Consider the following 18,153-nt stretch of genomic DNA (forward strand, 5'->3'; position numbering starts at 1 on the left):
CGCCGGATCAGGGCGCCCGACCGGCCCTTCCTACCGTCCGGCCGGAGCCCGGGTCAGTCCAACACCGGCAACAACTCCGGCAGATGCCCGTCCGACACTGCCGCCGCCCGCTGCCGTTCCTCGGAGACCTCCCCGTACAGGGTCGTCCGCGGCTTCGACGGGCGGCCGGCCGCCTCCGCCACCTCGATCAGGTCCTTGACGGACTTGTACGAGCCGTAGGAGGAGCCCGCCATGCGGGAGATGGTCTCCTCCATGAGGGTGCCGCCGAGGTCGTTCGCGCCGGAGCGGAGCATCTCGGCCGCGCCCTCGGTGCCCAGCTTCACCCAGCTGGTCTGGATGTTGGGGATGTGCGGGTGGAGCAGCAGACGGGCCATCGCCGTCACCGCCCGGTTGTCCCGCATGGTCGGGCCGGGGCGGGCGATGCCGGCCAAATACACCGGCGCGTTCGTGTGGATGAAGGGGAGGGTGACGAACTCCGTGAAGCCGCCCGTCCTTTGCTGGATGCCGGCCAGCGTGCGCAGGTGCCCCAGCCAGTGCCTCGGCTGGTCCACGTGGCCGTACATCATCGTCGAGGACGAGCGGATGCCCAGCTCGTGGGCCGTGCTGACGACCTCGATCCAGGTGGCCGTCGGCAGCTTGCCCTTGGTGAGGATCCAGCGGACCTCGTCGTCGAGGATCTCGGCGGCCGTGCCGGGGATGGAGTCGAGGCCGGCCTCCTTCGCGGCCGTGAGCCACTCGCGGATGGACATGCCCGTGCGCGTCGCGCCGTTCACGACCTCCATCGGGGAGAAGGCGTGCACGTGCATGCCGGGGACGCGGGTCTTGACCGCCTTCGCGATGTCGAAGTACGCCGTCCCGGGCAGGTCGGGATGGATGCCGCCCTGCATGCAGACCTCCACCGCGCCCACCTCCCAGGCCTGTTGGGCGCGGTCGGCGACCTGGTCCAGGGAGAGGGTGTAGGCGTCGGCGTCCGTGCGGCGCTGGGCGAAGGCGCAGAAGCGGCAGCCGGTGTAGCAGACGTTGGTGAAGTTGATGTTCCGCGTGACGATGTAGGTGACGTCGTCGCCGACCATCGACTTGCGGACGTCGTCGGCGATGCGGGTGAGCGCGTCCAGCGCCGGGCCGTCCGCGTGCAGCAGGGCGAGGGCCTCCTCGTCGGTGAGGCGGGTCGGGTCGTCCGCCGCCGTCGCCAGCGCCGCGCGTACGTCCGTGTCGATGCGCTCCGGCACCATGCCGGGGACGGCCGCCTCGCGCAGGGCGGCCCAGTCGCCGTACACCTCGTCGAAGTCGTCGCGGCGGTCGGACGTACGGCCCTCGGTGTCGATCGACACATGGAGATCCGTACGGCCGGACGCGGTGAACGCCTCCTCCGGCTCCTGCCACGGGTGCCCCTCGACGACGGCGTCCGGGCGGGCGAGGCCGGTCTCCGGGTCCGCGAGCGCCCGTACGTGCGGGCGCAGCCGCGGGTCCAGCCAGGGCTCGCCGCGCTGCACGAACTCGGGGTACACGCACAGGCGTTCGCGCAGTTCGAAGCCGACGGCGGCCGACCTCTCGGACAGTTCCTCGATCTGGGGCCAGGGGCGTTCCGGGTTGACGTGGTCGATGGTCAGCGGGGACACCCCGCCCCAGTCGTCGATGCCGGCGCCGATCAGCCGCTCGTACTCGGAGTCCACGAGGTTCGGCGGGGCCTGGAGACAGGCCGACGGGCCCATGATGTGCCGGGCGACCGCCACCGTGGCGACGAGCTCGTCCAGTTCCGCGTCCGGCATGCCGCGCATCGCGGTGTCCGGCTTGGCGCGGAAGTTCTGGATGATCAGTTCCTGGATCGAGTGATAGGCCCGGGACACCTTCCGCAGCGCGAACAGCGACTCCGCCCGCTCCTCGTACGTCTCGCCGATCCCTATGAGGATGCCGGACGTGAAGGGGACGGAGGAACGGCCGGCGTCCTCGAGCACCCGCAGCCGTACGGCGGGCTCCTTGTCCGGGGAGCCGTAGTGCGGGCCGCCGGGCTCGGACCAGAGCCGCTCGGCGGTCGTCTCCAGCATCATGCCCATGGACGGGGCGACGGGCTTGAGGCGCTGGAAGTCCGTCCAGGACAGCACGCCGGGGTTGAGGTGCGGCAGCAGGCCCGTCTCCTCCAGGATGCGGATGGAGATGGCGCGGACGTACGCGATCGTGTCGTCGTAGCCGTGCGCGTCGAGCCATTCGCGCGCCTCCGGCCACCGGTCCTCGGGCTTGTCGCCGAGGGTGATCAGGGCTTCCTTGCAGCCGAGGGCGGCGCCGCGGCGGGCCACGTCGAGGACCTCGTCCGGGGACATGAACATCCCGTGCCCCTCGCGGCGCAGCTTGCCGGGGACGGTGACGAAGGTGCAGTAGTGGCACTTGTCCCGGCACAGCCGGGTGAGGGGGATGAAGACACTCTTGGAGTAGGTGATGACGCCGGGGCGGCCCGCCGCCTCCAAGCCCGCGTCCCGCACGCGGGCGGCGGACGCGGTGAGGTCCTCCAGGGCCTCACCTCGGGCCTGGAGCAGCACCGCGGCCTCGGCGGCGTCGAGGGCGACGCCGTCCCGAGCGCGTTTGAGGGCGCGACGCATGGAGTTCTCGGTGGGGCCGGTTCCGGGGGTCGCGGAAGTCGTCATCCTTCGAGCATACGAGCGACGTGATCAGTGCAGTCAGGAACCGTCCGATTCGTCCCCGCCCACCCGGCGTTACACGGTGTCACGGGCGGCGTCACCGACGGCGGGAAGATAACGGGCACAGTCGTCCAGGACGCCCAGCACCTCCGCCTCCCCGGCCGGCGGCAGCTGCACCACGACCTCCTCGATGCCCAGCTCGGCGTAGTGCGCCAGCTTGCCCGGCGAGGGGTGGACGGCGTACGGGACGATCTGGAGGGCCGCCGGGTCGCGGCCCGCGTCCGCCCAGGCGGCGCGCAGCACGGGCAGCGACTCCGACAGGCCGCGGCCGCCGATCGGCAGCCACCCGTCGGCGTACTCGCAGATGTGCGCGAAGAGTTTCGGCCCGGCCGCCCCGCCGACCAGCGTGCGCGGACCGACCACCGGGCCGCGCGGCTTCTGTACGGGTTTGGGGTACGCGAAGCTCGCCCGGACGCTGCCGAACTCCCCCTCGTACGCCGTCGGCTCCTCGCTCCACAGCGCCCGCATCAGCGCCATCCGGTCCCGGACGAGCTCGCGCCGGGTGCGCCACTCGACGCCGTGGTCGGCGGCCTCCTCGACGTTCCAGCCGAAGCCGAGGCCGAGGGTGAGGCGGCCGCCGGAGAGGTGGTCGACGCTCGCGACCTGCTTGGCGAGGTCGATCGGGTCGTGCTGGGCGACCAGCGTGATGCCGGTGCCCAGGCCGAGCCGCTCGGTGACCGCCGCGGCCTGGCCGAGGGCGACGAAGGGGTCGAGGGTGCGGCCGTACTCGGGCGGCAGCTCGCCGCCCGCCGGGTACGGGCTGGTCCGCTCGACGGGGATGTGCGTGTGCTCGGGCAGGTACAGCCCGGCGAACCCGCGCTGCTCCAGCTCGCGGGCGAGCCGGGTCGGGGTGATCGTCTCGTCGGTGAGGAAGATCGTCACGGAGATACGCATGGCTCATCTGTACCGACTTCGCGCCCATCTGTCCATACCGACCGGTCGGCATCTTTACGTGGGGTTTGATGTGGGTCTTTGCGTGGGTCTTCACCCCGGGGCACCAATTCCCCTGTCTTTCCACGGCCGTTCACGCGCGTGCGGCACGGTTGGGGCATGTGTGACGCCAACGACGACAACGTCCACCACAGCATCGGAAGACGCGCACTCTTCGTGACGGGAGCCGCCGCCGCGCTTACGTTGGGAAGCGTGACCTTCGCCTCAGCGGCCGGGGCGGCAGACGGGGACCAGGAGACCCGGACGCTCCGCGGCACCCTGCCCACCGGCTCCCCCGACTTCGTGTACGTGCCCGTCGAAGTCCCCTCCGGCGTACGCGAGATCAGGGTCGCCTACACCTACGACCGCCCGTCCGTCCCGGCCGGCACCGCGGGCAACGCCCTCGACATCGGCATCTTCGACGAGCGCGGTACGGAACTGGGCGGAAGGGGCTTCCGGGGCTGGTCGGGCGGCGCGCGGACGGAGTTCTTCCTCCGCGCGGACGACGCGACGCCGGGGTACCTCGCGGGCCCGGTGCGGGAGGGCACCTGGCACATCGCGCTCGGCCCGTACACGGTCTCCCCGCAGGGACTGTCGTACGAGATCACGATCACGCTGACCTACGGCGAGCCGGGCGCGGCCGTCCGGCCGGCGTACCCGCCCTCGCGCGCCAAGGGCCGGGGCCGCGACTGGTACCGCGGGGACTGCCATCTGCACTCCTGGTACTCCGACGGCCGCCGCACCCCCGCCGAGATCGCGGCGCTGGCGCGGGCCGCCGGCCTGGACTTCATCAACTCCTCGGAGCACAACACCCATGCCGCGCACGCCCATTGGGCGCCCGAGGCGGGCGAGGACCTGCTGATCATGCTGGGCGAGGAGGTCACCACGAGGAACGGCCACGTGGTGGCCCTCGGCACCGACCCCGGCACCTTCGTCGACTGGCGCTACCGGGCCCGCGATAACCGCTTCGGCCGCTTCGCCCGGCAGATCCGCCGCGCCGGCGGCCTGGTCGTCCCGGCCCACCCGCACGCCACCTGCATCGGCTGCAACTGGAAGTTCGGCTTCGGCGAGGCGGACGCGGTGGAGGTGTGGAACGGGCCGTACACCCCCGACGACGAGGTCTCGCTCGCCGACTGGGACAGCATGCTGGTGGCGTCCGTGCGGGGCGGCGGCCGGGAGTGGATCCCGGCGATGGGCAACAGCGACGCCCACCGGGACCCGGACGTGATCGGCCTCCCCCAGACGGTCGTCCTCGCCGACGACCTGACCCGCGAGGCCATCCAGGAGGGCATCCGCGCGGGGCGTTCGTACGTCGCCGAGTCGAAGAGCGTGTCCCTCGCGTTCACGGCCTCGGGCGGTCGCGGCCAGCACGCGGGCATCGGCGAGCGGCTGGAGGCGGCCGGGGACACGCCGGTGACGGTCCGCCTGGAGGTCACGGGCGCCCCGCGCTGCACGGTCCGCCTCGTCACCGACCAGGGCGTGCTGTTCACCAGCGCGCCGCTGCCGGTGGCCGGTTCGGGGGTCGTCGAGTGGCGTACGACCCCTGCTTACGCGGCGTACGTCCGGGCGGAGGTGCGGCACGAGGCGGCGGCGGGGCCGCTGCCGGGGGCGCTGGCGGCGTTCACGAACCCGATCTTCCTGGGGCGATTCTAGCCACCGGGTGCGCTTCAGTTCTGCCTGGCGCGCGCCCTCGTCAGCTGCTTCACCTCGATGATCGTCGCGACGGCTCCCAGCCAGCGGGCCGCCGCCTCGTCGGCGGGGGCACCGCCCGCCATTGCCTGCCGCGGCACTGGCTGCGTGGCGGCCTCCAGCCAGTCGCGTACGACCGCTGCCGCCTCGGGGCGCGGCAACGGCTCGGGCAGCTCCGCCGTGTACGCCAGGCCTCCGGCCCGGACCACCTCGGCGAGGAAGGCCACCGAGCGCGGCTGGGTGCCGAGGCGGTCGAGGATCACGGCGGCGGCCGCGGCGCCGTCGCCGAAGAGGGCGGTGCGGCGGGGGCCGGGGGCGGCGGTGAGGCCGTAGCGCAGGAGCACGGTGACGTCGAACTCGGCCAGTTCGTCGTCGGTGTGGGACGGGTGGTCGGGGGGCGTGTTCATCGCGGGCCTCGGCTCAGCTGACGGTGACGGTGTAGGTGACCCGCTCGGGCCCGGTCGGGGTCGGCGTCGAAGAGGGGGTCCCGGTGTCGTCGCCCTCGCAGGTGGTGGCGAACGTGCAGTGCATCAGCACGATCTCGGTGCTGCCCTTGCCGGTGGCCTCGAAGGTGAAGGTGAGATCGCTGCCGGCGCCGGGCACCGGCTCGTCGCCGGAGTCCGAGGCGCTCTTCTCACCCCGGCTGCGGACCACCGAGGTGTCGGGCCCGGGATCACCCAGGTACCAGTGCTCGCGGGTGGAGGCGTTCTCCTCGACGGTGAGCGTGAAGCGCTCGCCGACCCCGGCGGAGATGCTGCGGTCCTGGGTGGGATGGCTGACGGGCTCGGCCGGCCTGGCGGGCTCGCCGGAGTCGTCGGTGCCCGTTCCGCAGCCCGTGGCGAGGGCGAGGAGCGCGACCGCGGCGACCGCCACCGCCCAGCTCCGGGAGGTGGACGCCGTACGCATCGTTGAGTTCACTGTTCGCTTCCTTGTCCCTCAGTACTTCAGTACTGGGACAGAACCGAGGGCCGCTCGGCGAAGGTCGGCATCGTGGTCATCTCGCTCCCGGCCACGCTCACGCTGCTGACCTGGGTCTGGACGAGGCCGTCGCTGCCGGAGTACGCCCCCTTGGCGAGGCGCAGCTTGTCGGCGAGCTCGTGCAGCGCGTCCTCGATCGTGCGGGCCTCGGCCGTCCAGGCCGCGACGTACGAGTTGATCGCCTCCGCGGAGACGGCGCCGCCCAGCAGCTCCGACGCGTAGCAGGCCCTGGAGTCGATCGCGGTACGGATCTTCCGTTGCTTCGATCCTCAGGGAATCTCAGCAATCCGGGCATTACTGCCCGGAAGGTCCGTCACTTCACCAAAGCGTGAGTGCTTCGGTTTGAGTACGGTCTCTCGCTTCTGTCCGCTGCTGCGGGATTGCGCCACCTGCCCGCCCCGCCCTGGCCTTGCGGCTGGGGCGTTGGCGGCGGGTCTTACGGTCGGCTCCACGAGGCTTCGACACGCGGGGCGTGTCCTGGTCTCCGGCCACTCCGGTACCAGTGGTGCAGGCCGCCGCGAGGGCGACCAGATTGCGGGCTGCGTTCTCGTCCCGGTCCATCACAAGCGGGCACTCGTCGCAGTCGAAGACTCTCACGTGCAGCGGCAGCTTGGCTTTCGTCGCGCCGCAGTTCGAGCAGGTCTTGGAGGAGGGGTACCAGCGGTTGGCCACGATGGTGGGGCAGGCGTTTCGTCGGCCCTTGTAGGTGAGCTGACGCCGGATCTCCCCGAACCCGGCATCGGCCACGCGGCGGGCGAGTCGCTTGTTGCGGAGCATTCCGGCGACGTTGAGGTCTTCGACCACGACGGTGCCGTACTCGGCGCGTACGCGGGTGGTGAGCTTGTGCAGTGCGTCGGTGCGCAGGTTCGCCACCCGGTGGTGGATCCTGTTGCGCTCGGCGTTGGCCTTCTCCCACCGCTTCGACGGCTTCCGGCCGGTCCTGCGATCCGGTCCCTGCCGCCGGGAGGCTCGGCGGGAATGGAACCGCAGCAGCTTGAGGGCGCCGTCCAGGTGCTTCGGGTTCGGCTCGTAGCGGATCTCGCCGGAGCTGTCGGCCAGGACCGCCAGGTGTTTCACACCCAAGTCGATCCCGACCGCCGCATCCGGGCGGGCAACGCGGGTGATCTCCCGGTCGGTCTCGACCTGGAAGGAGACGAACCAGCGCCCGCGCTCGTGCCGGACGGCTGCGGACAGGATGCGCGCCGTGCCGGACTGGACGCGGGCCAGGAGCTTGACGGTGGGTTCGTGGGTGCGGATCGTGCCCAGCCGGGGCAGGGTGATGTGCCGGCCGTCGGGTTCGATACGGATTGTGCCAGTGGTGAACCGGCAGGCCAGGCGGGCCTTCCGCTTCGGCTTCCGGCGCGGGACACCCACCCGGCACCCCTTGCGGTTGCCCTGCTTGGACTTGGCGTAGTTGTCGAACGCAGCGGCCGCGTTCGCGAGGCCGGTGCTGTAGGCCTCCTTGGAGTTCTCCTGCCACCAGTCGGCGAATCTCGCCTCGGTGGTCTTGATCCGGTTGAACTCCTTGCGCAGCGCGGGCAGCGACCACGGCCGCCACGGCGTCAACTCCTCTTCGCCGATGCCGTAGGTGGCTTCGGCCTTGCGCTGCCACCACGCGGCGGTCACCCAGGACACGGCCCAGTTGTAGGCGGCGCGCGCGGCACCGCAGTGCGAGCGCAGCGCCCGCTCCTGCCCGGCATTCGGGTCGAGGGCGAGCTTGAACGCCTGCACCACGAAACCGGGCTGCGGCCGGAACTTCCCGCTCACTCGACAGTCTCACCCCCCGTTTTGAAGATTCCCTCACCGCACCCAACGAGCACCCACCCGCAAAGGTCACGCATTCGATGAGGGAACGCCTGTTTTCGTCCGAGGAGGCAAAGACCCGGGCCCCTACCAGGCAGGGCACGCCATGACGAACCGTCCCAGTCGGAGAGCTTCACGCCATCACGACACAAGCCGAGAGAGACTGAGACGCACTGACGGATTGCTCAGCAGCCGTCAGCCCTCCGGCGGAGCCTCCGCGAACGCCAGGTCGATCAGATCCAGCAGATCGTTCTTGCTCCCCGCCTTCAGCATGCGCTCGCTCAGCCCCGCCAGCCGCTCGGCACGCTCGGTCGCGGACTCGTCGATCCGCCGAAAAACCCCTGCCATCGCCGGCCCCGTCCCCCGTTCACATGATCACGCCCGCGGGACCGTAACACGGGGCCCAGGCGCCCTCGCCGCCTGATCACACGCCGCGCACACGGCTCCCACAGCATCCACGCGACGCGGGTGGCGCTCGCCCACGGAGCCACTGGAGTTGGGCCGCGGGGTGGCGCCCGACAGCAGCCCCGGCGCCTGGACCGCGCGCGCCCGTTTCCCTGCCCTCCGTCAAGGAACGCTGGTCTCGCCCCCGAGGTCCGCCACATCCGCCAGGTCAGCCACCACCGCCGCATGGTCGGAGGCCCACACCCCGTCCACAGGCCCGTCGCCCGCCCGCCGTACGTGCCGGACGTGACCCTCGCCGACCGGGCCGGGCGGGCCGACGTGGATGTAGTCGATGCGGACGGGGGGCTCCAACACCCGTGCCGTGTGCGGGTTTTCGGGTGTCCAGGTGGCGGAGGGGGCGGCCGGGTCGGCGTACTCCCAGGCGTCGTAGAGGACTTGGCCGGGTACGGCCGGCTCGGTCTTGTAACCGCCGAACAGGCGGACGGCGTCCGAGTCCGGCCAGGCGTTGAAGTCCCCCGTGACGACGGGCGGGAAGGGGGTGCCGCCCCGGTGCCGGGCGACCAGTTCCGCGAGCGCGGTGACCTGGCGGCAGCGCACCGCGGAGGCGTACGGGGCCGAGGTGAGGTGGGTGGTGAAGAAGGGGACATCGTAGGCGGGGGTGGCCAGGCGGGCGTACAGGGCGGTGCGGCCGTCGGCGAGGGCGGCCGGTGCGGGCAGCTCCAGCACCTCCTGGTCGACCACTGGCCAGCGGCTGAGGACCGCGTTGCCGATGTCGACGGTGGGGTCCCCGATGCGGCGCCGCCAGCGTTCGGGCGACGGGGACGGCGCCCACGTCCAGTGCAGGCCCAGCTCGTCGGCGAGCCACTCGGCCTGGTTCTCCCCGTCCGCGGCCCACACCTCCTGCAGCCCGACGACATCGGGGCGCAGGTCCCGTAACACGGCGAGGATCGCCTTCTGCCGCGCTTCCCAGGGGCCGAAGCGCCACCACAGGTTCCAGGTCACGACCCTCATCCGCAGCCACCGTCCTCGCATCCCGCGGCGTCGGGGACCATTGAAGCAGCCGTTCGAACGTTCCGCCCATCCCTTGCGACTGCTTCACAAGGAGCCCACCGCCGATGCCCCGACTCGCCGACCTCAGGTTCCGCGCCGCCACGACCTTCCAACGCCGCGTCGGCAACCCGATCCTGCGCCGCCTCCCCCTCCAGACGGTCCTGGAGACCACGGGCCGCGTCTCCGGCCTGCCCCGCCGCACCCCGGTGGGCGGCCGTCGCGTCGGCGACTCCTTCTGGCTGGTCTCGGAGTTCGGCGAGCGTTCCCAGTACGTCCGCAACATCAAGGCCGATCCACGCGTGCGGGTACGGATCCGGGGCCGCTGGCACACCGGAACGGCTCACCTCCTGCCCGACGACGACCCGGTGGCCCGTCTACGCAGCCTGCCGCGGCTCAACAGTGCGGGGGTACGAGTGCTGGGGACCGGACTGTTGACGGTGCGGGTGGATCTGACGGTCTGAACAACGAGGACACGGTCGCGGACCCGCACTCGGCCCACAGCAGTTTCCCGCCGTGCCCATCGCCCAGCGCGTATCCGCCCCACGTATCGGCGCAAGCCCGCACGATCTGCAGCCCACGACCGCCCTCGGCGTCCTCCGCCGGTACGGAGGCTGGAGCACCACCGCCACCGCCGCCGAACCCGGGCGGCAGGCGGGAGTCGGAGTCCCAGACGGCGACCCGCAGCCGACCGGGCCCGACGGAGCGGATACGGAGGGCGTAGGGGCCGCTCGTGTGCCGGTGGGCGTTGGTCAGCAGCTCCGATACCAGCAGCTCGGCGGTGGGGGTGAGCCGGGCGAGGCCATGGACGGCCAGGACCGTGCGCAGAGTGGCGCGGGCGACACCTGGCGCGCGGGCATCGCGCGGAAGGTCGAGGGTGTAGGCCCAGGGTGGGGATAACGTCGCCATCGGAAGTCTCCGATCACTGAGGAGAGACGGGTGGCGCCGGGGCCCTGGCCATGGCCTCCCACGGTGCGCTCCGAGACGAGGCGCCTGAGCATGACGATAGGGACCGCAGATGACGTACGGGGGTCCGAGATCCTTCCGTCCGCACGTCGGTCGTGTGAGCAGAGTGGCCCTCCCCTCACCCCGGCCAGACGATCGCCTGCACCTCGCTGTACGCATGCAGCGCGTACGACCCCACGTCCCGCCCCACCCCGCTCCTCTTGAACCCCCCGAACGGTGCCTCCATGTTCCGCCCGACCGTGTTCACGCCGACCCCGCCGGCCCGCAGTCGCCGCGCCACCCGGAAGGCTCGGGCGACGTCCGCCGACCAGACGTAGTCGATGAGGCCGTAGTCGGTGTCGTTGGCCATCGCCACGCCCTCGTCCTCCTCGTCGAAGGGGACGACCACGACCACCGGGCCGAAGATCTCCTCGCGGGCCACCCGCATGTCGTTGGTGCAGTCGGCGAGGAGAGTGGGGGCCACGTAGAAACCCCGCTCCAGCGGCGGCCGTTCGCCGCCCGTCACCACCACCGCCCCCTCCTTCCGGCCCAGTTCGACGTACGACTCCACCCGGTCCCGGTGTCCCGACGAGATCACCGGGCCGACGACCGTATCCGGCTCCCGCGGGTCCCCCACCTTCAACCGCCCGACATATGCGGCCAGTTGCTCGACCAGCCGGTCATACACCCCGCTCTGTGCAAGCACCCGCGTCGGCGCCGTGCAGATCTGCCCGCTGTAGAAGGAGAAGGTCGTCCCGATCCCGGCGACGGCCGAGCCGACGTCCGCGTCGTCGAAGACGAGCGCCGCGCCCTTCCCGCCCAGCTCCATCAGCTGCCGCTTCATCCCCCGACCGCACACCTCGGCGATGCGTTGCCCGACCGCCGTCGAGCCCGTGAAGCTCACCATGTCGACGTCGGGGGACGAGACGGCTTCCTCCCCCACCTCCACCGACCGGCCCGAGACGACGTTCACCACCCCGCGCGGCACCCCGGCCGCCTCCAGCGCCTCCGCCATCCGGTAGACCGACAGCGGGTCCTGCGGGGCCGGCTTCACCACCACCGTGTTGCCCATCGCCAGCGCCGGGGCGACCTTGCCCGCCGGGTTCGCCCAGGGGTTGTTGTACGAGGTGATGCAGGTGACTACCCCGACCGGCTGCCGTACGGCCAGCGCGCCCATCACCGCTGCCCGCCCCATCGGGCCGGCCTCGTTGATCTGCGGCGGGATCGCCCACTCGGCGGGCTCCACGCGCGCGTACCGCCGGAAGCGGGCGGCCGCTACCCCGACCTGCATCCGCCGGGCCGTCGCCGTGGTCGCCCCGGTCTCCGCCCGGGCGAGGTCGGCGTACGACTCCAGGTTTCCGCCGATGATCCCCGCGGCCCGCGCGAGGATCGCCGCCCGTTCCTCCGGCGCCGTACACGACCACGGCCCGAAGGCCTCGCGGGCCGCGGCACAGGCCGCGCGCACCTGATCCCGCGAGGCCTCCGGCGCCCGGCCGACGGTCTCCTCGGTCGCCGGGTCGACGACCTCGTAGTGACCGCCGTCCGGCTCGATCCAGGCACCGCCGACGAACAGCCGCTGTCCCTCAGCAGTCACCTGGTCGCCACCGTCCGCGTGTCCCGCCCGGACCGCAGCACCTTCCCGGGCACCGCCCCGCTCACCGCGTCGTCCCGGATCGCCTCGACCCCGTTGACCCACACGGCCCGTATCCCGATGGCCTTGGAGTCCAGCCGGGGGCTGTCACCCGGCAGGTCGTGCACCAGGGTGGCCGTGCCCGCGGCGATCCGTTCCGGGTCGAAGAGGACGAGGTCCGCATGCCAGCCCTCCCGCAGCTGCCCCCGCTCCCGCAGCCCGAACAGCCGCGCCGGGTCGTCCGTCAGCATCTTCACCGCCTGCTCCAGGCTCACGAGCTTCCGGCCGCGCAGACAGTCCCCGATGAAGCGGGTCGTGTACGGGGCCCCGCACATCCGGTCCAGATGCGCGCCCGCGTCCGACCCGCCGAGCAGCACGTCCTCGTGCTGCCAGGTCTCGGCGCGCAGCGACCAGGACGCCGGGTCGTTGTCGGTGGGCATGGGCCACAGCACCGTACGCAGTTCGTCGGCGGCGCAGATCTCGACGAGGCACTGGAACGGGTCCTGGCCGCGTTCCGCCGCGATGTCCGCGACCACTCGCCCGCTCAGACCCCGGTTCGCCTCGCTGTACGTGTCGCCGATGACGTACCGCCCGAAGTGCGTCAGCCGCCGGAAGACGCCCGCCTCCTTGGAACCGGCCCGCTCCAGCATCCCGGCCCGGACGGACGGGTCACGCAGTCGCTCGATCCGTTCCGGGACGGGCAGGCCGAGGATCGGACCCCACCCCGGGATCAGGTTCAGCGCGCAGAACGTGCCCAGGGACATGTTCATCGGCGTGAGGATCGGCATGGTCAGCGCGACGACCCTGCCGCCAGCCTTGCGCGCCTGCTCGCTCGCGAGGAGCTGCCTGGGCACCCGCTCGGGGACGGACGCGTCGACGGTGAGGACGTTCCAGTTCAGGGGCCGCCCGGCCGCCGCGCTCATCTCCACGAGCAGGTCGATCTCCGCGTCGCTGAACTGGTCGAGACAGCCCGCGACGATCGCCTCGATCTGCGTGCCCTCGTGCTCACCGACCGCCCGCGACAGCGCCAGCAGCTCGGCGGGCAGGGCGTGCCGGGAGGCGACCGGCTTGCCGTCGCCGTCGGAGTGGGTAGAAGACTGGGTGGTGGACAGGCCCCACGCACCGGCGTCCATGGCCTCGTGAAGCAACCGGATCATTGCCGCGAGCTGCTCCTCGTTCGGCTGTCCGCCGATCGCGTCCGGGCCCATCACGTGCCGCCGCAACGCGCAATGCCCCACCATGAACCCCGCGTTGACGGCGATCCGCCCCTCCAGCGCGTCCAGATACTCCCCGAAGCCGTGCCAGCTCCAGGGCGCCCCCTCCTCCAGCGCGACCAGGGACATCCCCTCCACCTTGGACATCATCCGTCGGGTGTAGTCGGCGTCCTCGGGGCGAGCCGGGTTCAGCGGGGCGAGGGTGAAGCCGCAGTTGCCGGCGGCGACCGTGGTGACACCGTGATTGAGGGAGGGGGTCGCGTACGGGTCCCAGAACAGCTGGGCGTCGTAGTGGGTGTGCGGGTCGACGAAGCCGGGGGCGAGGACGAGGCCGGCGGCGTCCTCGGTGGTCCGGGCTTCTTCGGAGATCCGTCCGACGGCGGCAATACGGCCCTCTCGTATACCGACGTCGGCAGTGAACGCGGGGGCGCCCGTCCCGTCGACGACGGTCGCGCCTTTGATGACGTGATCAAGCATGGACCTTGCCTCCTCGAACTCCGGGCCGGTGTCCTTACCTAGGGGCGCGGGGCTGTGACATATGCGGCTCCGCCGCGTGGGCGCGACCAGCCACGAACCGCCCGCAGCCCGCAACGGCGATCACGAGGCAGCCCGGAACCGAGACGTCCGATGCACCGGATCCGTATCGATCTTCGGAATCACGTGCTCCCCGATCAGCCGAATCGTCTGCAACGTCTCCTCCTTCGGCACCCCCACCGGCAGCCCGAAGCTCAACTGATCCGCCCCCGCCTGCTCCCACCGCTTGCACTGCCGGACCACCTCATCGGGATCCCCGCAGATCAGCAGCTCCTCCTCGATGAGCACCTCGACGAACTCCGCGGTGTACTCGGGCAGGGTCTCCGGCCACACCGGGAACCCCTCGGGACGAGGAAACGTGTCGTGGTACCGGAACACCAGCGACGGCAGATAGTGCAGCCCACCCCGCACCGCGATCTCGATCGCCTCGGCGTGCGTCGGCGCGCAGATCGCCGTCGTCGTCACCATCACGTTGTCGTTGACGAAGTCCCCGATCGGCTCGGCGTCCACGATCGCGTTCTTGTACTGCTCGAGCACCCACTCCATGTCGGAGACCTTCTGCACGCTGAAGCCGAGCACCCCGAGGCCCTTGCGGGCGGCCATGGCGTACGAGGGCGGCGAGCCGGCGGCGTACCACATGGCGGGGTGGGACTTCCCGTACGGCTTCGGCAGGATCTTCCTCGGCGGGAGCTGCCAGTGCTTGCCCTGGAAGCCGGCGTACTCGTCCTGGAGCCACATCTTGGGGAACTCGGCGATGGTCTCCTCCCAGATCTCCTTCGTGTAGTTCATGTCGGTGATGCCGGGGAGGAAGCCGAGGATCTCGTGCGAGCCGGCCCCGCGTCCGCTGCCGAACTCGAAGCGGTTCTCGGTGAGATGGTCGAGCATGGCGACCTTCTCGGCGACCTTCACGGGGTGGTTGACCTGGGCGAGCGGGTTGAAGATCCCGGAGCCGAGGTGGATGCGCTCGGTGGCGTGTGCGAGGTAGCCGAGGAAGACGTCGTTGGCGGAGAGGTGCGAGTACTCCTCCAGGAAGTGGTGCTCTGACGCCCAGGCGTACTTGAAGCCGGACCTGTCCGCCTGGATGACGTACTCGGTCTCCTCCATCAGCGCCTTGTGTTCGGCCAGCGGGTCGGTCTCGGCGCGCTTGCCCACGTATCCCTGTACAAAGAGCCCGAATTCCAAGGAGGTTCACCGTCCCCAGTTCAGTTTCCGAGAGGTTCCTGAGGTTTCTGACGAGTCGTCAGATTCGCCCGTGGGCCGACTGTGGCACCGGGCGCATGCACCGTCAATAGCTGACGGCCAGTCAGCTGGGGGCCTCAGACGATCGACACACCCGCCAGCCACCCCCCGTCGATCACGAACGGCTGCCCCGTGATGTAGGAGGAGTCCTCGGACGTGAGGAAGAGCGCGAGCCGCGCCACCTCCTCCGGCCGCCCGATCCGCCCGAGCGGCACGAGCTTGCGGTACAGCGCGTCCGTCGCTCCCTCGGGGGCGGCATCCGGATTGCTCATCGCCGTGTCGATGGCTCCCGGGCACATGGCGTTGACCCGTATCCCCCGGTCCGCCAGCTCCAGTGCGGCCACCCGCGTGAGCCCGACGATCGCGTGCTTGGTCGCCGCGTACGCGCCCACCGCCGCCATGCCGGTCACGCCGGTGTAGGAGGCGGTGTTGACGATCGTGCCCCCGTCGGACATCCGGGGCGCCACCGCCTTGATGCCGAGGAAGCAGCCGACCTGGTTGACCTTGACGATCTGCATGAACTCGTCGAGGGGTGTGTCGAGAAGGGTGTTGAAGCGGAGGATCCCCGCGTTGTTGACGAGCCCGTCGACACGGCCGTACGCCTCCACCACGGCATCGACGGCGGCCGCCCACTCCTCCTCCCGCCCCACGTCGAGGTGCACGTACAGCGCCCCGATCTCCTTCGCGAGGCCCTGCCCCTGCTCGTCGAGTACGTCCGCCACGACGACCTCGGCGCCCTCCTCCCGGAACAGCCGAGCCTCCTGCTCTCCCTGCCCGCGCGCCGCCCCGGTGACGATGACGACACGTCCGTCCAGCTTGCCCATGCGGTCTCCTGTTTCAGAGGTACGGTGCGATCTCGGCGCCGAACGCGGCGATCTGGTCGGTGAGTTCGGTGCGGCTCCGGCTGCGGAACCTGACCTGGATCTGGTGGACGCCCATCGCGCGGTAGGCGCGCAGGGACTCGGCGAGTGCGGCGGTCGGGCCGGTGAGGGTGCGGCGCCCGACGTCCCAGGCGGGGGTGCCGACGTAGAGCGGCTCGGCGATGGCGCCGATGGTGAAGGGGTCCGTGACGGCGGCCTCTTCGCGCAGGTTCCTGATCCGCTCGATCTGCGCGGGCAGCCGTTCGCGCGGGTCGCCCTGCGGGAGCCAGCCGTCGCCCTTGAGGGCGGCCCGGCGTACGGCCGCGGGCGAGGAGCCGCCGACCCACAGGGGTACGCGGGTCTGGGCGGGTCTGGGACGCTGGCCGAGGTCCTGGAAGTCGTAGAGCTTGCCGTGGTGTTCGGGGAACTCGTCCGGCCCGAGGGTCTTCCTGAGCGCCTCGATCGACTCGTCGAGCACGGCGCCCCGCTGCCGGAAGTCCACGCCGAGCGCCTCGAACTCCTCCTCCACATGCCCGGCCCCGACCCCGAGGACCAGCCGCCCGCCGCTCAGATGGTCGAGGGTGGCGTACTGCTTGGCCGTGAGCAGCGGATGCCGCAGGCCGACGACGGCGACGTGACTGAGCAGCCGTACCCGCTCGGTCGCGGCGGCCAGGAAGGCGAGGGTGGCGACCGGGTCGTACCAGACCGTGCTCATGGCGGACGCGAGCCGGCGCGGGACGGCGACGTGGTCGCAGCAGGCGACGTAGTCGAAGCCGGCGCGGTCGGCGGTGCGGGCGAGGTCGAGGAGGTCGTCGGGCCCGGCGGCGGCCTCCCAGGGTTCGGCGTAGATCGTGGACTGGGACTGGACGGGGAGCTGGATGCCGTACTTCATGCACCGCTCCACAGACCGTCGGGAGTCAGTCCCAGCAACTCGATCGCGTTGCCCCGCACGATCCGCTCCACGACCTCGGCGTCCAGGTGCCCCATCTGCGCCTCGCCGACCTCACGCGACTTCGGCCAGGTGGAGTCGGAGTGGGGGTAGTCGGTCTCGTACAGGACGTTTCCCACCCCGATGGCGTCCAGGTTCCGCAGCCCGAAGGCGTCGTCGAAGAAGCAGCCGTAGACGTGCTCGGCGAAGAGTTCGGACGGCGGCCGGTGGACCTTGTCGGCGACGCCGCCCCAGCCGCGGTTCTCCTCCCAGACGACGTCGGCGCGTTCGAGGATGTAGGGGATCCAGCCGATCTGCCCCTCGGCGTACATGATCTTGAGGTTCGGGAAGCGCTCGAACTTGCCGCTCATCAGCCAGTCGACCATCGAGAAACAGCAGTTGGCGAAGGTGATGGTGGAGCCGACGGCGGGCGGGGCGTCGGCGGAGGTGGAGGGCATCCGGCTGCTGGAGCCGATGTGCATGGCGACGACGGTGCCGGTCTCGTCGCAGGCGGCGAGGAAGGGGTCCCAGTCGTCGGTGTGGACGGACGGCAGCCCGAGGTGCGGGGGTATCTCGGAGAAGGCGACGGCACGGACGCCGCGGGCGGCGTTGCGGCGGACTTCCGCAGCCGCCAACTCGGCGTCCCAGAGGGGGATGAGGGTGAGCGGTATGAGGCGCCCCTGCGCCTCCGGTCCGCACCACTCCTCCACCATCCAGTCGTTGTAGGCCTGGACACACAGCAGACCGAGCTCGTGGTCCTTCGCCTCCGTGAAGGTCTGGCCGCAGAAGCGGGGGAAGGTCGGGAAGCAGACGGCGGACTGGACGTGGTTGACGTCCATGTCGGCGAGCCGGGCGGGGACGTCGTACGAGCCCGGCCGCATCTGCTCGTACGTGATGACCTCGAGCTTGATCTCGTCCCTGCTGTAGCCGACGGCGGTGTCGAGGCGGGTGAGGGGGCGGTGCAGGTCCTCGTAGATCCACCAGTCGCCGAGCGGGCCGTCGTCGCCGGGCCGACCCATGACGGGCTTGAAGCGGCCGCCGAGGAAGGACATCTCCTTCAGGGGGGCGCGGACCGTACGGGGACCGATGTCGAGGTACTTCTTCGGGAGCCGGTCCTGCCAGACGGTCGGGGGCTCAACGGTGTGGTCGTCGACGGAGATGATCAGTGGGAGCGCCGAGTGCGCCGAGTTGGTCTCCATGGGGGCACGGTAGCGCTGATCTGACGGTCCGTCAGCTATGGCTGCGAGGTCGCGCTGGG

17 protein-coding genes are annotated in these 18,153 nt (G+C 71.2%); 3 read left to right on the forward strand and 14 right to left on the reverse strand.

From position 1 onward, the window contains the following. Nucleotides 1-53: 53 nt before the first annotated feature. Complete coding sequence (locus QFZ76_RS23220) at nucleotides 54-2,639, reverse strand: bifunctional FO biosynthesis protein CofGH (protein ID WP_307675553.1); 2,586 nt, start codon at nucleotides 2,637-2,639, stop codon at nucleotides 54-56. 69 nt (nucleotides 2,640-2,708) lie between these two features. Continuing rightward, nucleotides 2,709-3,587: an LLM class F420-dependent oxidoreductase gene (locus QFZ76_RS23225; protein WP_307675554.1), complete on the reverse strand. Its 879-nt coding sequence runs from the start codon at nucleotides 3,585-3,587 to the stop codon at nucleotides 2,709-2,711. Between the two features lie 156 nt (nucleotides 3,588-3,743). Here QFZ76_RS23225 and QFZ76_RS23230 point away from each other — a divergent pair, with 156 nt between their 5' ends. Beyond that, entirely contained in the window at nucleotides 3,744-5,276 is a 1,533-nt protein-coding gene (locus tag QFZ76_RS23230) for a CehA/McbA family metallohydrolase (protein ID WP_307675555.1), read from the forward strand. A 14-nt stretch (nucleotides 5,277-5,290) separates the two neighbouring features. On the opposite strand, the gene QFZ76_RS23235 is transcribed toward QFZ76_RS23230, so the two are convergent. Together QFZ76_RS23235 and QFZ76_RS23240 are read right to left on the reverse strand one after the other, a co-directional pair. Further along, complete coding sequence (locus tag QFZ76_RS23235) at nucleotides 5,291-5,719, reverse strand: hypothetical protein (protein ID WP_307675556.1); 429 nt, start codon at nucleotides 5,717-5,719, stop codon at nucleotides 5,291-5,293. Nucleotides 5,720-5,732: 13 nt separating this feature from the next. Beyond that, on the reverse strand, nucleotides 5,733-6,230 hold the full coding sequence (locus QFZ76_RS23240) for a protease inhibitor I42 family protein (protein ID WP_307675557.1): 498 nt from the start codon (nucleotides 6,228-6,230) through the stop codon (nucleotides 5,733-5,735). Between the two features lie 72 nt (nucleotides 6,231-6,302). On the opposite strand from QFZ76_RS23240, the gene QFZ76_RS23245 reads away from it, so the two are divergent. Next, complete coding sequence (locus tag QFZ76_RS23245; RefSeq protein WP_307675558.1) at nucleotides 6,303-6,512, forward strand: hypothetical protein; 210 nt, start codon at nucleotides 6,303-6,305, stop codon at nucleotides 6,510-6,512. A 96-nt stretch (nucleotides 6,513-6,608) separates the two neighbouring features. Here the strand turns inward: QFZ76_RS23245 and tnpB are convergent, their stop codons facing one another. The 3 genes from tnpB to QFZ76_RS23260 all read right to left on the reverse strand — a co-directional run bounded on the left by tnpB (nucleotide 6,609) and on the right by QFZ76_RS23260 (nucleotide 9,509). Then, nucleotides 6,609-8,057 carry an IS607 family element RNA-guided endonuclease TnpB gene (gene tnpB / locus QFZ76_RS23250; protein ID WP_307675559.1) on the reverse strand — a complete coding sequence of 483 codons (1,449 nt, stop codon included), beginning with the start codon at nucleotides 8,055-8,057 and terminating at the stop codon, nucleotides 6,609-6,611. Nucleotides 8,058-8,288: 231 nt separating this feature from the next. Next, nucleotides 8,289-8,441: a hypothetical protein gene (locus QFZ76_RS23255; RefSeq protein ID WP_307675560.1), complete on the reverse strand. Its 153-nt coding sequence runs from the start codon at nucleotides 8,439-8,441 to the stop codon at nucleotides 8,289-8,291. Between the two features lie 219 nt (nucleotides 8,442-8,660). Further along, nucleotides 8,661-9,509 carry an endonuclease/exonuclease/phosphatase family protein gene (locus QFZ76_RS23260; protein WP_307675561.1) on the reverse strand — a complete coding sequence of 283 codons (849 nt, stop codon included), beginning with the start codon at nucleotides 9,507-9,509 and terminating at the stop codon, nucleotides 8,661-8,663. A gap of 104 nt (nucleotides 9,510-9,613) precedes the next feature. Between QFZ76_RS23260 and QFZ76_RS23265 the strand changes: the two genes are divergently transcribed. After that, entirely contained in the window at nucleotides 9,614-10,009 is a 396-nt protein-coding gene (locus QFZ76_RS23265) for a nitroreductase/quinone reductase family protein (RefSeq protein WP_307675562.1), read from the forward strand. On the opposite strand, the gene QFZ76_RS51830 is transcribed toward QFZ76_RS23265, so the two are convergent. From QFZ76_RS51830 to QFZ76_RS23295, 7 genes are all read right to left on the reverse strand, one after another. Continuing rightward, the gene (locus QFZ76_RS51830; RefSeq protein ID WP_373464341.1) at nucleotides 9,942-10,670 is read right to left on the reverse strand and encodes an ATP-binding protein; all 729 of its coding nucleotides are present in this window, start codon (nucleotides 10,668-10,670) and stop codon (nucleotides 9,942-9,944) included. The genes QFZ76_RS23265 and QFZ76_RS51830 overlap by 68 nt on opposite strands. Next, nucleotides 10,630-12,084: an aldehyde dehydrogenase family protein gene (locus QFZ76_RS23270; RefSeq protein WP_307675563.1), complete on the reverse strand. Its 1,455-nt coding sequence runs from the start codon at nucleotides 12,082-12,084 to the stop codon at nucleotides 10,630-10,632. The genes QFZ76_RS51830 and QFZ76_RS23270 overlap by 41 nt, the downstream gene beginning before the upstream one ends. Then, complete coding sequence (locus QFZ76_RS23275) at nucleotides 12,081-13,811, reverse strand: amidohydrolase family protein (RefSeq protein ID WP_307675564.1); 1,731 nt, start codon at nucleotides 13,809-13,811, stop codon at nucleotides 12,081-12,083. Before QFZ76_RS23275 ends, QFZ76_RS23270 begins: the two co-directional genes overlap by 4 nt. Before the next feature lie 120 nt (nucleotides 13,812-13,931). Beyond that, nucleotides 13,932-15,050 (reverse strand): LLM class flavin-dependent oxidoreductase, encoded by a 1,119-nt coding sequence (locus tag QFZ76_RS23280; protein ID WP_373464342.1) that lies wholly within the window; start codon nucleotides 15,048-15,050, stop codon nucleotides 13,932-13,934. Nucleotides 15,051-15,184: 134 nt separating this feature from the next. Beyond that, nucleotides 15,185-15,931 (reverse strand): SDR family NAD(P)-dependent oxidoreductase, encoded by a 747-nt coding sequence (locus tag QFZ76_RS23285; protein WP_307675566.1) that lies wholly within the window; start codon nucleotides 15,929-15,931, stop codon nucleotides 15,185-15,187. A gap of 13 nt (nucleotides 15,932-15,944) precedes the next feature. After that, on the reverse strand, nucleotides 15,945-16,859 hold the full coding sequence (locus QFZ76_RS23290; RefSeq protein ID WP_307675567.1) for a TIGR03619 family F420-dependent LLM class oxidoreductase: 915 nt from the start codon (nucleotides 16,857-16,859) through the stop codon (nucleotides 15,945-15,947). Next, nucleotides 16,856-18,094, reverse strand: coding sequence for an amidohydrolase family protein (locus QFZ76_RS23295; RefSeq protein ID WP_307675568.1), 1,239 nt, complete (start codon nucleotides 18,092-18,094; stop codon nucleotides 16,856-16,858). The genes QFZ76_RS23290 and QFZ76_RS23295 overlap by 4 nt, the downstream gene beginning before the upstream one ends. Between the last annotated feature and the right edge of the window lie 59 nt (nucleotides 18,095-18,153).

This window comes from Streptomyces sp. V4I2 (assembly GCF_030817655.1).
GTDB lineage: Bacteria > Actinomycetota > Actinomycetes > Streptomycetales > Streptomycetaceae > Streptomyces > Streptomyces plumbiresistens.

What these genes read in the sequence shown, in the direction of transcription:
- QFZ76_RS23220 (WP_307675553.1), bottom strand. Translation starts at nt 2,639, where the DNA reads ATGACGACTTCCGCGACCCCCGGAACCGGCCCCACCGAGAACTCCATG.
- QFZ76_RS23225 (WP_307675554.1), bottom strand. Translation starts at nt 3,587, where the DNA reads ATGCGTATCTCCGTGACGATCTTCCTCACCGACGAGACGATCACCCCG.
- QFZ76_RS23230 (WP_307675555.1), top strand. Translation starts at nt 3,744, where the DNA reads ATGTGTGACGCCAACGACGACAACGTCCACCACAGCATCGGAAGACGC.
- QFZ76_RS23235 (WP_307675556.1), bottom strand. Translation starts at nt 5,719, where the DNA reads ATGAACACGCCCCCCGACCACCCGTCCCACACCGACGACGAACTGGCC.
- QFZ76_RS23255 (WP_307675560.1), bottom strand. Translation starts at nt 8,441, where the DNA reads ATGGCAGGGGTTTTTCGGCGGATCGACGAGTCCGCGACCGAGCGTGCC.
- QFZ76_RS23260 (WP_307675561.1), bottom strand. Translation starts at nt 9,509, where the DNA reads ATGAGGGTCGTGACCTGGAACCTGTGGTGGCGCTTCGGCCCCTGGGAA.
- QFZ76_RS23265 (WP_307675562.1), top strand. Translation starts at nt 9,614, where the DNA reads ATGCCCCGACTCGCCGACCTCAGGTTCCGCGCCGCCACGACCTTCCAA.
- QFZ76_RS51830 (WP_373464341.1), bottom strand. Translation starts at nt 10,670, where the DNA reads ATGCGTACAGCGAGGTGCAGGCGATCGTCTGGCCGGGGTGAGGGGAGG.
- QFZ76_RS23275 (WP_307675564.1), bottom strand. Translation starts at nt 13,811, where the DNA reads ATGCTTGATCACGTCATCAAAGGCGCGACCGTCGTCGACGGGACGGGC.
- QFZ76_RS23285 (WP_307675566.1), bottom strand. Translation starts at nt 15,931, where the DNA reads ATGGGCAAGCTGGACGGACGTGTCGTCATCGTCACCGGGGCGGCGCGC.
- QFZ76_RS23290 (WP_307675567.1), bottom strand. Translation starts at nt 16,859, where the DNA reads ATGAAGTACGGCATCCAGCTCCCCGTCCAGTCCCAGTCCACGATCTAC.
- QFZ76_RS23295 (WP_307675568.1), bottom strand. Translation starts at nt 18,094, where the DNA reads ATGGAGACCAACTCGGCGCACTCGGCGCTCCCACTGATCATCTCCGTC.